Here is a 14193-nt window from a genome sequence, read left to right as displayed (position 1 = left end):
AGCCGCCCTTCTAGGACGATTCCAACCGAATGTCAGGTATTTCGCGGCGTTTCCGTGAACCTTCCCCAGATTGCGCATGTCTGATCTTCGAGGTTCCAGAGCAAATGAGTGGCAGGATGAAACGTTCCCCACAATTGATCGCATTGGCCGCAGCTCTGTTGTCCGGTCTGATGTCACCGGCGAACGCCCAAACTTTCAGCAGCAGCTATACATCGACCGCTCCAAAGGACTGCCACACGGTCGGCAAGCCCGAGTCCGACGGCAGCACGACGCAGGTCTGCCCCGGCAAATGGGGGCTGGTGGTACTGATCAGCGAGGGCGATCTGCGCGAAACCGTCTCGGTGGGACGAAACCGCGAGGCCGCCGCCAAGGAGCCGGCCGCGGAGGCCTGGTTCGGCCCCTTCAATTCGACCGGCCACACCGTCGAATGGCGGGCGGTCGACGGCAGGCCGTTCGCGATCATTCAGCGCTGGCTGATCGCAGATAACAACGACCTGGACAAGACCGGCAACCCGATCACGAAACCGATGCTCGCGGTAACGCGGCTGCCGCCCGGGCCGGTCTGCCACGTCGCCCATATCGACGGCCAGGCCAACCGCAATGCCAACGAGCTCGCGCGCCAGGCCGCGGACGAATTTGCGCGTGATTTCAAGTGCGGCAAGGACGAAGTGAAGGTGATTGGCGAGCGCGGCCGCGCGGTGGAATTGGCAAAGCGGTGATGGTAAACGCAGTCCGGCGCTTTCTTGCCGCATTAACGTCAAAGCTTCGGGCTTGAGTGCTTGAACCTTGTCAAACCTTATTATTTCACCGCATTACCCGGGGCAGCGATGCACATAAAACTCTTGGCACTCCTCATCGCCGGCATCGCCCTCTCCGGCTGCTGCGCCTCCGGAACTGGCTGCTCGACGCAGACCGCGGGCGCGCCGATTGCCTGGGACGGGTTGGGTGAACCGCCGACCGCAGATGGCGAACAAGCCGGGGTGGCCAAGCCAAAGCGGAGGACGGCGCGCAACCGCGAGATCATTCTGGGCCCGCTGAACGAAGCGTCTTCCAGGGACAGGTCAGCCGGATCGGGCGTCAAAGCGGCATACGAAGACTGGACGCGGCAGCCCAACGAAGACGCGGAAGCCGACGCAAGGCTCGCGCGGCAAACCAAGATTTGCAGGGGCTGCTGAGCGGGACGCCAGCCGCAACCGTCATCGCGCAGCTTCATCCCGCCTGCGAACTCCCGCAGAGCGGCTGCCGTCTTACGCCCCCGGCGGTCGTGGCACTGTCGAACGCAGCATTGCATCCAGAAGCTGGTCGACGCCGGTCCCCTCGGGCAGCCGGTGCAGGATGTCCTTGAGCCTTCCATCAAGCAGCAGCGTGGTGAAGCCGTGCACCAGCGACCACGCGCGGGCAATCGCGGCGGCCTGGTCGAGCGACAAAGCTTCCAGCGCTTCGCCGGTGAGTTTTTCGTTGCGGCTGAGGCTCACCGCGGTGGCCAGTCCTTCGAAGGAGGCGGTCGCCGCCTCGTGCAGCGAGGGCCGTGTCATGTCGAGCCGCTCGGTACGGAACATCAGCCCGTACATGCCGGGGCGCGCCTGTGCATAGGCGACATAAGCCTTGGCGCGCGCCAGCGACTTCATGAGCGGGAGCGTTTCGGTGTTGTCCGCCGCGATCATCGCCGCGTTGAAGCGCCGGAATCCGATGGCGGCAAGCTCGCTCAGGAGTCCGGTGAGATCGCCGAAATGATGGGTCGGTGCCGCATGCGACACGCCGGCCTCGCGCGCAACCGCCCGCAGCGTCAGGCCCGACAGCCCGTCGCGTTCCAGCACCCGCTCCGCTGCGGCGAGCAAGGCGTCGTGCAGATCGCCGTGATGATAAGGCGTCTCGCCGGCCGGACGACGACGCCGGCTGGCCGGCCTTTCGGCTACAGTCTTCGCGGGCCTGCGCTTCGCGGCCGGGCGGTTCGTTTTGGTTGCTCTCGATAATCTTGCCATGCGAATCTTTATAACCACAATTTTTACACTGTAAAGATTTTGCTTGACGACCCATTGGCAACGCGCCTACTGATATCTTTACGATGTAAAGATGTAACCGGAGGGAACGTGTGATGCTCGACCAATTGGCGACGACCAATGCGACGCGGGACAATCTGGCGCCGATCCCGATGGAATGCGACGCGCCACACCTCAAGGTGACCGGCGAACTACCGCGCGAGCTTAACGGCACGTTTTATCGCAACGGCCCCAACCCGCAATTCGACGCGCCCGGCGCCCACTGGTTCGTCGGCGACGGCATGCTCCACGCCTTCCATCTGGAGAACGGCCGCGCCAGCTATCGCAATCGCTGGGTCCGCACCCCGAAATGGCTGGCCGAGCACGACGCCGGCCGTGCGCTGTTTGGCGGCTTCGGCCGCAAGCTGCCGGGTACGCCTGCTTCGGTTACGCAAGACGGCGGCGTCGCCAATACCAACATCATCTTTCATGGCGGCCGCCTGCTAGCCCTTGAGGAAGGCCATTTGCCGACCGAGATCGAGCCTGGCACCCTCAACCGGCTCGGCTATTGCGATTATGGCAAAGGCATCTCTGGACCGTTCGCGGCGCATCCCAAGATCGATCCCGTCACCGGCGAGATGGTGTTCTTCGGCTACAACGCCGCAGGCCCCCTCACCCCCGCCCTCTCCTTCGGCTCCGTCAATGCCGCCGGCGTAGTAACGCGCTTCGATCGCTTCGAGGCCCCCTATGCGAGCATGGTGCACGACTTCATCGTCACCAAAAATCATCTGCTGTTTCCGATCCTGCCGCTCACCGGCAGCATCGAGCGCGCCATGACGGGCCGGCCGCCCTATGCTTGGGAGCCGGACAAGGGCGCCTATGTCGGCGTCATGAAGCGCAACGGCTCCGCCAAGGACATCGTCTGGTTTCGCGCCGAGTGCTGCTACGTCTTCCACGTCATGAACGCGTGGGAGGACGGCGACCGCATCATTGCCGACGTCATGCAGTACGAGGAGCCGCCGCTGTTCACCCATCCCGACGGCACGCCCACCAATCCCGCCAAGTCGCGCGCCCGGCTGTGCCGCTGGACCTTCGATCTCGCAGGCAATACCGATCGCTTCACGCAAACCTGGCTCGACGACATTACCGGCGAATTCCCCCGCGTCTGCGATCGAAGCGTCGGTTCAGCCAACCGGCATGGATGGTACGCCTGCGCCAATCCCGACCTGCCGACTTCAGGCGGATTGTCGGGCCTGGTACATGTCGACGGCAATGGATCGCGGCTTGGCCAGTACCTGCTGCCCGCCGGCGATACGATCTCGGAAGCGGTGTTCGTTCCACGCGGCGATGACGCCAGCGAGGGTGACGGCTGGCTGATGTCGGTGGTCTGGCGAGCCCGCGAAAACCGCAGCGACCTCGCGGTATTCAATGCCACCGATGTCGACGCCGGACCGGTGGCACTGGTGAAGCTCGGACATCGTGTCCCCGAGGGCATCCACGGCAATTGGGTTGGCACGGCCTAAGCGCGCTATAGCCTCCGCGATGCCGGGGCGCGACGTTGTCGCACCCTACGTTGCAAGCGTCGGCCGAGTCGGCGGCATCAGGATCACGCTCGTTTTGCTGCTCGCCTGTGCCCTCATGTTTCTCTCGGTCGCGATATTGGGCGCCTGAAGCGCCCGCAAACCGTTGCAAAGACAATCACAGATCGTCGCGTCGTCGAATTTAGACAGTGTAAAGATTTCGCTTGACGAGTCCCGGACCGGCTCCTAGTGTATCTTTACGCTGTAAAGATTAGCCCGAGAGGCTGCCATGACAATCTTCCTGATCCTTGCCCCCTTCGGCTCCTTCGCCCTGCTGATGCTGGTGACGTCGGCCCAGGTCAGCCTGTTCGCTTCGGCCGCGATCTGCCTTGCTGTCGTTGCCATCGACGTCGCTCGCGGCCGTTCGATCAAGATGCTCGGCGCGGGTTGCGTCGTCGTTTTCGCCGGGATAGGCGCTTGGGTCACGCTGATCGATCCGAACCTGAGCAACTCGGCCGTCAAGCTGGCAACCGATGTCGGCGTGCTGGCTATCTCGCTGGCATCGCTGATCATCCGCAAGCCGTTCGTGCTGCAATACGCGCTGGAAGCCGTCGATAACGAGACGACCAAGCTGCCCGGCTTCATGAAGGCGATCTATATCATCACCTGGGCCTGGACCGGCGCATTCGTCCTGATGATCGTCGGCAACGTGCTGACGATCTATGTGCCGGGCTTCCCACTCTGGATCGGACTCGCCATCGCATTCGCCGCCCGCAACAGTGCCGCCTATTTCACGACATGGTATCCACAATATCGCAGGGCGAAGCATGGTGTCCCGCCGGCGAACGCCCTACCCGGCGCCAACTAAAGATACGCTTCCAACCGAAACACGATCAGCAGAGAGCAAACCGATGAAGGACGTATTCGCCAGACTGGGCGCCGACTTTTTCTCCACCATCCTATTCATCGCGATCTACCTGACGACTGACAACGTGCTGCTGGCGACTGCCATCGCGATCGCTGGCGCAATTGCACAGGTGATCTACTCCCGCATCGAGGGCAAGGAGCTCGGTTACATGACATGGGCCAGCCTTGGGCTCGTCATCGTGCTCGGCAGCGCGACGCTTCTGACCCACGACCCGCGCTTCGTGTTGGCGAAACCCGCAATCGGGCATTTCGCGATCGGCGTCATCATGCTCAAGCGCGGCTGGATGTTGCGCTACATGCCCTCGATCGTGACCCAGACCATCCCCGAATACGTCACTTTCGCGGGCTACGCTTGGGCCCCACTGTGCTTCGCACTCGCCGCCGGCACCATCGGTATCGCGATGACCGGCGACATGAAGCTGTGGACGTTCTACGTGACCGTTGTGCTGGTCGGCGCCAAGATTGCCGCCTTCGCAATTCAATACGTCGCGTTTCGTATTTTGGTCGGCAGCCGGCTTCGCGCCGCCGCCCAGCAAGCCTGAAAAACACGCGTCAAAAAGGTGCTTGAGACGATTGGGCTTGTGTGGCGAGATAGGCTATACCGCGCACGAGTTTAGCGGATCTCGCAGGCCATTCCGGCTTGCTGTGGAAATGTCGGGGAGACAAAGATGGCCGTGGACGGAAACTGGAATATCACCATGAGCACGCCGATGGGCGAGCGCAAGGCAACGCTGTCGCTGCAAAGCGCGGGCGGCGCGCTGACGGGCACGCAAGGAGCGGACGGCAATTCCGGCGAAATCTTTGACGGCACCGTCAATGGCGACGACGTCGCCTGGAAGATCTCCATCACCAATCCGATGCCGCTCACGCTTGCCTTCACCGGCAAGGTTTCCGGCGACACCATGTCCGGCGAAATGGGCATCGGCCCGATGGGCAGCTTTCCGTTCACGGGGTCGCGGGCCTGAGCCCGCGGCGCGTCAGAACCAAATCTGCATGGATAAGCCGTGCGCATCAACGGGCGGCGATCCCTCGGGAACGCTGCCCGAAGGGTCATGCGCGGCGAGAGCTGCAGCACAGGCGTCCAAGACATCATCTGCCCTTGCTCCAGTGCCTATGCGGGTGCGCGTAAGCCACCGTTCGATATCTTCGAAGCCTTCCCGCCTCAATAGCTTTTGGCGCCACAGGATTCCGGCTTCGGATTTCTTTGACTGCAGCGGTTCACCGCCGTTCAGTCGCTGAAACACAAGTTCGGGATGGGTTTCACGAATATCGAGAGAAGGATTTGCGCGGGCAAAGGCATCGACCTGCATGATCTTGGAGCCGAGATGCCAGAGTTGGCGAGACACGCGCTTCTGTCCACGCCGCAGCGCCTCGTCATTCGCCCTGTCTGGGTGATCGAATTCTTCCCACAGCCACCGCCGCGCTCCGTTAAAGACACGGCAAGTATGCGGTCGCAATTTCTCGCGCGCCAACAAATCGCAGCCCCGTCGGCCGTCGTCGCCCATACCGATTGGGATGTCGATCGCTACCCGGTCGAATGGAGCGGACAGCGCACCGGCAATGTCGCGGCAGAACCTGATCTCACGAAGATCGCCGTCAAGGAGCACGGCGACCCAGCCCTTGCTGAAACCGTCGAGGCCGAGCGCCCTCACCCCAGGTTCAATTCCCTAAAGAAGTCGTTGCCCTTGTCGTCGATGATGATGAACGCCGGGAAATCCACCACTTCGATACGCCAGATCGCTTCCATGCCGAGTTCGGGATATTCCACCACCTCGACCTTCTTGATGCAGTGCTCGGCGAGATTTGCCGCAGCTCCGCCGATCGAACCGAGATAGAAGCCGCCGTGCTTCTTGCAGGCCTCGCGCACCGCGACCGCGCGGTTGCCCTTGGCGACCATCACCATCGAGCCGCCCGCCGCCTGGAACTGGTCGACGAAGGAATCCATCCGCCCCGCCGTGGTCGGGCCGAACGCGCCGGACGCGTAACCATCGGGCGTCTTGGCGGGACCGGCGTAATACACCGGATGGTTCTTGAAGTAATCCGGCAGCGGCTCACCCTTCTCCAGCCGCTCACGCAATTTGGCGTGCGCGGAATCGCGCGCGACGATCATGGTGCCGGTCATCGAGACCCGCGTCTTGATCGGATATTTCGACAGCGTCGCCAAAATCTCCTTCATCGGCTGGTTGAGGTCGATCTTGACGACCTCGCCGCCGAGCGACTGCTCGACCGCGGGCAGATACTGCGCCGGGTTGTGCTCGAGCTCTTCGAGATAGACGCCGTCTTTCGTAATCTTGCCGAGCACCTGGCGGTCGGCCGAACAGGAGACGCCGAGCCCGATCGGGAGCGAGGCGCCGTGGCGCGGCATCCGGATCACGCGCACGTCGTGGCAGAAATACTTGCCGCCGAACTGCGCGCCGACGCCGAGTGACTGCGTCATCTTCAGAATTTCCTGCTCCATCTCCAGATCGCGGAACGCGTTGCCGTCGGCCGAGCCGTGGGTAGGCAGCGCATCGAGATAGCGCGCGGACGCGAGCTTCACTGTCTTCATGCAAAGCTCGGCAGAGGTGCCGCCGATGACGATGGCGAGGTGATACGGCGGGCACGCCGCAGTGCCGAGCGTGAGCACCTTCTCCTTCAGAAACGCCAGCAGACGATCCTTGGTCAGAACGGAAGGCGTCGCCTGAAACAGAAAGCTCTTGTTGGCGGAACCGCCGCCCTTGGCCATGAACATGAACTTGTAGGCGTCATCCCCCTCGGCGTAGATCTCGCACTGCGCCGGCATGTTGTTGGCGGTGTTCTTTTCCTCATACATCGACAAGGGTGCAACCTGCGAATAGCGCAGGTTGCGGCGCAAGTAAGCGTCACGCGCACCTTCCGACAGCGCCGCCTCATCGTCGCCATCGGTGATGACGTTGCAGCCCTTCTTGCCCATGATGATCGCGGTGCCGGTATCCTGGCACATCGGCAGCACGCCGCCGGCGGCGATGTTGGCGTTCTTCAGGAAATCGAAGGCGACGAACTTGTCGTTGTCGCTGGCCTCCTTGTCTTCCAGGATCGAGCGGAGCTGCTTCAGGTGCCCCGGCCGCAGATAGTGATTGATGTCGCCGAAGGCAGCCTCCGACAGCGCCCGCAACGCCTCGCGCGACACCACCAGCATGTCCTTGCCAAGCACCTTCTCGACCCGCACGCCCTCGGTCGTGATCTTCTTATAGGGCGTGGTGTCGGGCCCCAGCGGAAACAGCGGCGTATGCTTGTAGGGCGGAACGGGTTTCTGGTCGGGAAATGCGGTCGGGGCGTTCATGCTGGTATCTCGGGGTTGGAGCCGGTGGCAGCCAGAACGGCGCCGCGGCGGTAGACCCGTTCTAAGCATTTTTCGAGCAAAAGGAAGGTTTTGCTGGCCCGGCAGACAAGGCCGAAGCCGGGCAATTTTCGGCCGCCAATCGGCGATTGAACCGTTCCCAGCCATCTCCAGACAAACCCGAGACTTTCGATACTCCCCAACCGATTGCGATGGTAATGAACTCCGCCACCACAGTGCCCGACGCAGCTTCCGTTCCGATCCGTCCCCCGCGGCTGCTTGGGCTGTATCTGTTTCTGATCATCATTGCCGCGATCGAAGCTTTCGAAGGGCTCTCGCACGCGCCGGTGCTATTCGGCGACATGTCGGAAATTCCGGGCCCTGGCGTCGGCGGCGCGATCATCAAGGCCTATGTCGCAGCGCATCCCCTGCTGGCGCTGGCGGCGCTGGCGTTTGCCGCCGTCGGCCGGCTGCGTTACGCGGTCATGGCGCTTGGCGCGCTCGTGCTCATGACCTGGCTGAATTTCATGCCCTCGGTGGTGCGGCACGGCTTGGATTTCCGTGGCGTCTCCGCCTTCGAGACGCCGGTCCGGATCATCGCGTTTCCGCTGATGGCCGCCTGCGCTATCACGCTTGCCGCACGCGGCGAGCGGCTGGGACTGGCCACTATGCTGGTCAGCATTCCAACGCTGTACGGCGTGGCCTCGGTGATCGCCTTCGGCATCGGCATTTTCCTCTACGGGTTCTGACACTCGCAAGATCGGATTGACTTCCGCCCGCGCTCCTTGCAGGAAATCCGGGCTTCAATGGTGCATGGGGGCATTCATAATGGCTTTGGGACCACAATTTCGCCGATCGACCTTGCTTGCCGCCACGCTGGCGCTGGTCGCCACGGCCGCTGCATCGCCGGCACACGCCGACCGCTGCGACGATATCGCCAAGGAATTGAAGAACCAGATCGACGGCCTCAAGATCAGCGTCAATACCGGCAACATGATCTATCTGACGCATCCGGCGGCGAAAGAGCTGTCGCTCGGCTGCCGCGGCCGCAATTACTCCAACGAGCTCTATGCCAAGACGGACCGGAAGCCGAAGCCACAATTCTTCGAACTGGTCGCCTCGGCCGGCGCCATCATTTTCACGATTCCGAAACCCGACGTTGCGACCGGCTCCTCGCGCTGTATCAAGCGCATGGGCATTCTGCGCGGCGACAAGGTTTCCATGCGCTTCCGCCGGCTCAACATGGAATGCACGCGCACCAAGACCGAAGCCTCGATCGTGGTGACCCGCGGCAAGGACGAATAGGCCCAAGCCACTCCCGATCCGTCGCATTCTAACGATTCCGCGAGGCGTCTGTTCACCATTGAACGGGATTGACGGCATTGGCGCGGGATTGCCGGGCCGGATTCACCAACCGTTCGTTTCAACCCGGCCAGTGTGGGAGGCAACCAATAGGATGCTTCCGATGAATGTCTCTGCTGTCCCCGCAACGGTGGTGGTCAAAGCGCCCGAAGTCCCCGTGTTCAAGGCTCCCGACAAGACCCCCGACGTGCAGAACGGCGCTGCCGCCGACGGCACCCGCACGCCGCGGCCGACACTGGTCGCTCCCCTGCCGCCGGGTCAGGGAACGCGAATCGACCGACTGGCTTGAGCCAACCATCCGGTTGTCGTCACCCGCCAACGGGTCGGCGCGTAGCCCGATGACAGGCTCCAGCGGGTGAACCAGTATTCCAGAGACGTCGCCTTGAGCCGATAGGCCGCGGCGTACTGGATACCCGCCTTCGCGGGGATGACAGGCGAAGGAAGCGGGTACCCTTCCCCACCTCAGCGCCGCAAGTTTGCCGAAAAAATGCGCGATCCTGTTGCGCGTGGGGCCAATGGAGCCCGCGCATGATCGCAAAACTTCTGCTGCAGAACACCATCGTCGTCGTCGGCATGGGCGCGCTATTGTTCGCCGCGGCCGGTTCGCTGGACTGGCCGGGGGCGTGGGTGATGTTGATCGTCAGTGCGATCCTCGGGCCTGCCTGCGGATTGTGGCTTGCCAAGACCGATCCCGCGCTGCTCGCCGAGCGCATGCGGCCGAAATTTCAGGCCGACCAGCCCACCGCCGACAAGATATTCATGCTGGTATTTGTCGCGGCGCTGCTGATGTGGCTCGTCGCGATCGGCCTCGACCGGCGGGCCGATGCCTCCGATGTTCCGCTGCTGCTGCAGGCGCTCGGCCTTGCGATGTTTTTACTCTCGATCGCGTTCATCATGTGGGTGTTCCGCGAAAACTCGTTCGCCGCTCCGGTCGTGAAAGTGCAGGCCGCGCGCCACCAACGCGTGATCTCGAGCGGGCCCTACGCCTTCATCCGCCATCCCATGTACAGCGCCGTCATGCTGTACTTCATCGGAATACCGTTGCTCCTCGGATCGTGGTGGGGTGTGGCGTTCGCACCGGTATTCGCCGTACTGTTCGCCATTCGCGCCCGCATCGAGGAACGCGCATTGGTCGAAGGGCTCCCGGGCTATGCTGACTACGCCGCCCGCGTGCGCTATCGTCTGGTGCCTGGAATTTGGTGAGAAGGATGACGGAGAGATGCCCGACAGCAAAACCTATACCGGCGGATGCCATTGCGGGCAGGTACGCTTCGAATGCACCACCGATCTGGCGATGGTGACCGCTTGCAACTGCTCGATCTGCACCAAGAAGGGGCTGCATTTCACCTTCCTCGACCCGAAGAGTTTTCATCTCCGCGCCGGCGAGGAAAATCTGAAAGAGTACCTCTTCAACAAGCACGCGATCCACCACCAGCTCTGCGTCGATTGCGGCGTCGACGTCTTCGCACGCGGCAAGAAGCCCGACGGCACCGACGTGGTGGCGGTCAATGTGAGCTGCTTCGACGGCATCGAACTGTCGAAGTTGAAGATGACGCCGGTGGATGGGAGGAACATGTGACGGCGGTGCGGTCATTCCGGGGCGATGCGTCGCATCAAACTACGGTGCGCAATTGCGCGCCTGAGGTCTGGTGCTAGCGCACCATCCCGGAATGACAGCATCAAGTATCCAGCACCTTGTATCTCCGGAAAATACCGTCCTCGTTGAATGCAATCCTTCGATCGCTCGCCAGATACGCCTTGATGTTCGGCCGGACCGCGACGCGGTCGCGCAGTTCGACGAGACAAGGAATTTCGCTCTCGAAGGCCTTCATCCGTTTTGGAAATGCATAGCGCAGGCCTTCGACGATCTGAAACAGCGACAGGTCGACATAGGTCAGGCGGCGGCCGGTGATATATGTCCCGCCATTGGCCTGCAGCAGATCTTCGAAATAGCCGAGATATTTCGGCACGCGCGCGTTCCAGAATTCATCGGTGCGTTTCTTCGCCGGGACCTTCTGCTCCTCGTAGTAGAGCGAGGGACCGAGCGGATGATGGGTGTCGTGAACTTCCAGCACCAGATCCGCAATCGTGAGCTGTAGTTGGTGCACCCATAATCTGCCGGCTTCCGCCTTCGGCGCCAGCCCATGCCGTGATCCGAGATAGAGCAGGATGTTGGCCGTCTGCCCGATCACGAGCTTCCCGGCTTTCAGGAACGGCGGCGCGAAGGGCGGCGTTCCCTTCCCGACTTCCATCATGCGCGTCATCGCCGCCATGCCGTTGCCGTGGCGCGCCACGTCGGTATAGCCGGCGCCCGCCTCTTCCAGCGCAAGACGCACATACTCGCCGCGGCCCTGAATGGTCGGCCAGTAATAAAGCTCGTAATGCATCGAAGGCGCCTCCTGGATCCGGACTGACAGGCCAAACAAATCATGCCGCCATTCGTTCGTCACGCCAGACACTGCGGAACTGGACTGGACGGGAAAGCTTCCGAAAGCCGCGCAAATAGAAAAAGCCGCCTCTGGGGCGGCTTTGATCGACAAACTCTAGAATTGACGGGCTTCAGCGCCGAGCGCCCGGGAAATTTGTCGACCCGAGGACGCCCTCCTCGTCAGGTACCGGATCGGCCGCAAATGGCTTCAATCATCATCATCGTCACGGTGCCAGCGGCGCATAGGGCCGTAGCCTTCGCGAACGCCGTAGCGCTTGTATGTCGGTCGTCCGCGATCAGCGTCGATGCGGACGCTGCGCCGCTGATAAAATGTCCGTCCGCGGCCGTCGTCTGTGGTGATTGTATCGACGCGGGTGTGCACGCCATTCGACGAGTTAGAGCTGGAGTTCGACGATGTGTTGCCGGCCAGCGCCAGCGGCGTTGCCAAGACGGTAAAAGCCAACGCGACAAGGACCCGTTTCATTGCAGGGCCTCCGAATGCCGATTGGCAACTCGCCAAGCACTCAGCAGTTCCGCGATCGACAGCCGGATTGCACGAGCAAGAAAATAGCCTGAACAAGTTCCGCGACATCGAGAGGGCACCGATGTTGCGGAACTGTCATTGGACGTAACCTTCGTGCGAAGGACTCGATTGGTCGATCCTGTTTGTGTCACTCGCCGCGCGAGCGCAAACCGCCGCCCGTCAATTCGCCGCGAAGCAATAGAACAGCCCGTCGCCGCCGGTGCTCTTCAGGTCGGCCTGCGAACAGCCGCCGTCGGACCCGCGCGAGGGATGCGACGAATTCCAGGATTTCGAGGCGTCGTCGTCGCGCAGTCCCACGCGATCGGAATGTCCGACCATTGCGGCGCCTTGCGTCGAACTCGTCCAGTTCCTGCAGGTGCGATCTTCGCCGGCGGTAAACGCGGTGCCGTCCGGCTGCGATCCCGTCAGCACGTCGTGGCGATTGGGCGTATCGCCGCGGCCATTGATGACCTCGCCCTTCTCGCTCAAGGCGGTCTGCTTGGTGAGGCCGTTGGCGCCGTGTAGTTCGGCGACATCCTTGGCAACCACGGCACCCTTGGCGTTCTGCCACGGCCCCTTGCCGATACGGTCGCGGGCGTTCACCGCGGGCGCCCCGTCGGCGCCTTGCGTTGAGAGATAGGCGCGCCAGGTTTTGCCTCCGGCACCGGCGGCCTGCGCCAGCGTCTGGCAATGATTGTCGGCGCCGGCAAGACCGCCGAGATTGCCGCCATTGCCGATGCCGTTGCTGGTCACGAAGAAGCTGGTATTGGCGGATTGCGCATGCGCAGGCTCGCTTGCGAGAATCGACATGGCGGCGAGGGCGAAGCACGCCGGCGAGATGATCCGGGCGAAGCTGTTCATTGAAGACCTCCCTGTTGTGGGCCGTGTCTCATCAACACGCGGCCGCAATCATTATTCCGGCAGGGGAAGCCCGAAATGGAGCATGCATTCCCGCAAAGAAAAAGGCGCTGCGGAACAAACCGCAGCGCCTTCTTCGTGTTGATGCAGGCGATCAGTTCGTCTGCTGGATCGCCGAGAGTTCCCAGTCGCCGCCGCGGCGGCGGGCGAAGGTCCAGACTTCGGTGGCCTCGATCGGGGTTTCGCTGCCCGCGACCAAACGGCCGGTGGTGCGCTCAAGGGTCTTGTCGACCAGCGAGAACCGCATCGCCACGCTAGCGTAGTCGGTTTCGCCTTCGCGCCAGGCTTCCGCGAGGTCACCCTGCAAGAGCTTGACGTCGGACACCTTGTTGACGTCGTTGCGGGCCTTGTTCTCCTCGAGATCCTTGGAGAAGTAGGACACCATCTCCGGCGTCGCCAGCGTATGCAGTTTGGCGACATCCTCGTTCGACCAGGCGGCCTGAACCTCGCCAAGCAGCCGCTCGAACGCTTCATAGTCGGCCGGCTGGATTTCCAGCGCCGGCTGGCTCGAACCCAGCCCAAAGCCACCCAGTCCGGAGCGGAAGCTGGTCTGGGCACCGGGGCCTTCAGCAGGCCCACTGGCGGCAGGCGCGTTGGCATAGGCGGAGGCCGGCGCATTGCGGCGCTGCCACCACAACATGGCCAGACGCACCACGATCACGATCAGCGCGATCTGCAGTAGCAGGCCGATGATCGAGGACAGGCCGCCGAGGCCGGAGAACAATCCGCCACCGAACAGCATGCCGAGCAGGCCGGCGCCGAGGAAGCCGGCGGCAAGGCCGCCGAGCATGCCCATGCCGGGCCGGTTGAAGAAGCCACCCTTGTTAGCCGTGGCCGGCGCGCCCGCTGCAGGGGTGCCTGGCTGCGTAAAGGTGCGGTTCATGGGTTGCGCCGTGCCCGGAGCGGTGGTCGTGCTCGGGGGCGCCGAATAGGTCCGCGATCCCCGCGAACCGGAGCTGCCGCCGCCGCCAACGCGGGCGTCAGCCGCTTCGATTGTGATCGCCAATGGAACCGCCACCGACAGGACGATGGCCATCGCCCGTACAATTCCGCGCGCAGTCTGCGTGAAATTCATGTCTTTTTCCTCATTCCCCTCCATGGGGAAGTGCCCCTAAGATGGGCAGAGCCAGCCAAAAGTGAAGCAAATATCGGGAACGGCGGCTGCGGCCCTCAGTCGCGGGGATGTGACGATTTGGCCGTAAACTCGGCATTCACCATATGCAGCAGGCTTTCGGCGC

18 protein-coding genes are annotated in these 14193 nt (G+C 62.6%); 11 read left to right on the top strand and 7 right to left on the bottom strand.

Translation table 11 applies throughout. From position 1 onward, the window contains the following. The first annotated feature begins 116 nt into the window (after positions 1-116). Both V1278_RS16620 and V1278_RS16615 read left to right on the top strand, forming a co-directional pair. A complete protein-coding gene (locus V1278_RS16620; protein ID WP_442893647.1) occupies positions 117-719 on the top strand; it encodes a hypothetical protein in 603 nt (200 codons plus the stop codon). A gap of 108 nt (positions 720-827) precedes the next feature. Then, positions 828-1175 (top strand): hypothetical protein, encoded by a 348-nt coding sequence (locus V1278_RS16615; protein ID WP_334363684.1) that lies wholly within the window; start codon positions 828-830, stop codon positions 1173-1175. 72 nt (positions 1176-1247) lie between these two features. On the opposite strand, the gene V1278_RS16610 is transcribed toward V1278_RS16615, so the two are convergent. Continuing rightward, a complete protein-coding gene (locus V1278_RS16610) occupies positions 1248-1982 on the bottom strand; it encodes a TetR/AcrR family transcriptional regulator (protein ID WP_334381561.1) in 735 nt (244 codons plus the stop codon). A 113-nt stretch (positions 1983-2095) separates the two neighbouring features. On the opposite strand from V1278_RS16610, the gene V1278_RS16605 reads away from it, so the two are divergent. The 4 genes from V1278_RS16605 to V1278_RS16590 all read left to right on the top strand — a co-directional run bounded on the left by V1278_RS16605 (position 2096) and on the right by V1278_RS16590 (position 5391). Then, a complete protein-coding gene (locus tag V1278_RS16605; RefSeq protein ID WP_334381560.1) occupies positions 2096-3502 on the top strand; it encodes a carotenoid oxygenase family protein in 1407 nt (468 codons plus the stop codon). Positions 3503-3788: 286 nt separating this feature from the next. Then, positions 3789-4367, top strand: coding sequence for a hypothetical protein (locus tag V1278_RS16600; RefSeq protein ID WP_334381558.1), 579 nt, complete (start codon positions 3789-3791; stop codon positions 4365-4367). 43 nt (positions 4368-4410) lie between these two features. Next, positions 4411-4968 carry an inner membrane-spanning protein YciB gene (locus V1278_RS16595; protein WP_334381557.1) on the top strand — a complete coding sequence of 186 codons (558 nt, stop codon included), beginning with the start codon at positions 4411-4413 and terminating at the stop codon, positions 4966-4968. A 126-nt stretch (positions 4969-5094) separates the two neighbouring features. Next, complete coding sequence (locus V1278_RS16590) at positions 5095-5391, top strand: hypothetical protein (protein WP_334363692.1); 297 nt, start codon at positions 5095-5097, stop codon at positions 5389-5391. A gap of 12 nt (positions 5392-5403) precedes the next feature. Here V1278_RS16590 and V1278_RS16585 read toward each other — a convergent pair whose 3' ends face one another. Together V1278_RS16585 and V1278_RS16580 are read right to left on the bottom strand one after the other, a co-directional pair. Next, entirely contained in the window at positions 5404-6078 is a 675-nt protein-coding gene (locus V1278_RS16585; protein WP_334381556.1) for a DUF429 domain-containing protein, read from the bottom strand. Continuing rightward, a complete protein-coding gene (locus V1278_RS16580; RefSeq protein ID WP_334381555.1) occupies positions 6075-7727 on the bottom strand; it encodes a fumarate hydratase in 1653 nt (550 codons plus the stop codon). Before V1278_RS16580 ends, V1278_RS16585 begins: the two co-directional genes overlap by 4 nt. A gap of 215 nt (positions 7728-7942) precedes the next feature. On the opposite strand from V1278_RS16580, the gene V1278_RS16575 reads away from it, so the two are divergent. The 5 genes from V1278_RS16575 to V1278_RS16555 all read left to right on the top strand — a co-directional run bounded on the left by V1278_RS16575 (position 7943) and on the right by V1278_RS16555 (position 10665). After that, on the top strand, positions 7943-8473 hold the full coding sequence (locus V1278_RS16575) for a hypothetical protein (protein WP_334381554.1): 531 nt from the start codon (positions 7943-7945) through the stop codon (positions 8471-8473). A gap of 79 nt (positions 8474-8552) precedes the next feature. Continuing rightward, positions 8553-9029 (top strand): hypothetical protein, encoded by a 477-nt coding sequence (locus V1278_RS16570; protein ID WP_334363697.1) that lies wholly within the window; start codon positions 8553-8555, stop codon positions 9027-9029. A gap of 160 nt (positions 9030-9189) precedes the next feature. Next, complete coding sequence (locus V1278_RS16565; RefSeq protein ID WP_334381553.1) at positions 9190-9375, top strand: hypothetical protein; 186 nt, start codon at positions 9190-9192, stop codon at positions 9373-9375. A gap of 239 nt (positions 9376-9614) precedes the next feature. Then, positions 9615-10289 carry a methyltransferase family protein gene (locus tag V1278_RS16560; protein ID WP_057846825.1) on the top strand — a complete coding sequence of 225 codons (675 nt, stop codon included), beginning with the start codon at positions 9615-9617 and terminating at the stop codon, positions 10287-10289. A 16-nt stretch (positions 10290-10305) separates the two neighbouring features. Then, positions 10306-10665: a GFA family protein gene (locus V1278_RS16555; protein WP_028348664.1), complete on the top strand. Its 360-nt coding sequence runs from the start codon at positions 10306-10308 to the stop codon at positions 10663-10665. A 100-nt stretch (positions 10666-10765) separates the two neighbouring features. Here V1278_RS16555 and V1278_RS16550 read toward each other — a convergent pair whose 3' ends face one another. From V1278_RS16550 to V1278_RS16535, 4 genes are all read right to left on the bottom strand, one after another. Continuing rightward, positions 10766-11473 (bottom strand): glutathione S-transferase, encoded by a 708-nt coding sequence (locus V1278_RS16550; RefSeq protein WP_334381552.1) that lies wholly within the window; start codon positions 11471-11473, stop codon positions 10766-10768. Between the two features lie 249 nt (positions 11474-11722). Next, positions 11723-11998 (bottom strand): hypothetical protein, encoded by a 276-nt coding sequence (locus V1278_RS16545; protein WP_334363701.1) that lies wholly within the window; start codon positions 11996-11998, stop codon positions 11723-11725. 219 nt (positions 11999-12217) lie between these two features. Then, a complete protein-coding gene (locus V1278_RS16540; protein WP_334368954.1) occupies positions 12218-12847 on the bottom strand; it encodes a lectin in 630 nt (209 codons plus the stop codon). Positions 12848-13049: 202 nt separating this feature from the next. Beyond that, positions 13050-14054 (bottom strand): Tim44 domain-containing protein, encoded by a 1005-nt coding sequence (locus V1278_RS16535; RefSeq protein WP_334363702.1) that lies wholly within the window; start codon positions 14052-14054, stop codon positions 13050-13052. Positions 14055-14193: the final 139 nt, after the last annotated feature.

Origin of the sequence: Bradyrhizobium sp. AZCC 1577 (assembly GCF_036924575.1) — a bacterium.
Taxonomy (GTDB): domain Bacteria; phylum Pseudomonadota; class Alphaproteobacteria; order Rhizobiales; family Xanthobacteraceae; genus Bradyrhizobium.
Note: the sequence above shows the minus strand (reverse complement) of the source record. Positions and strands in the feature narration are given on the sequence as shown.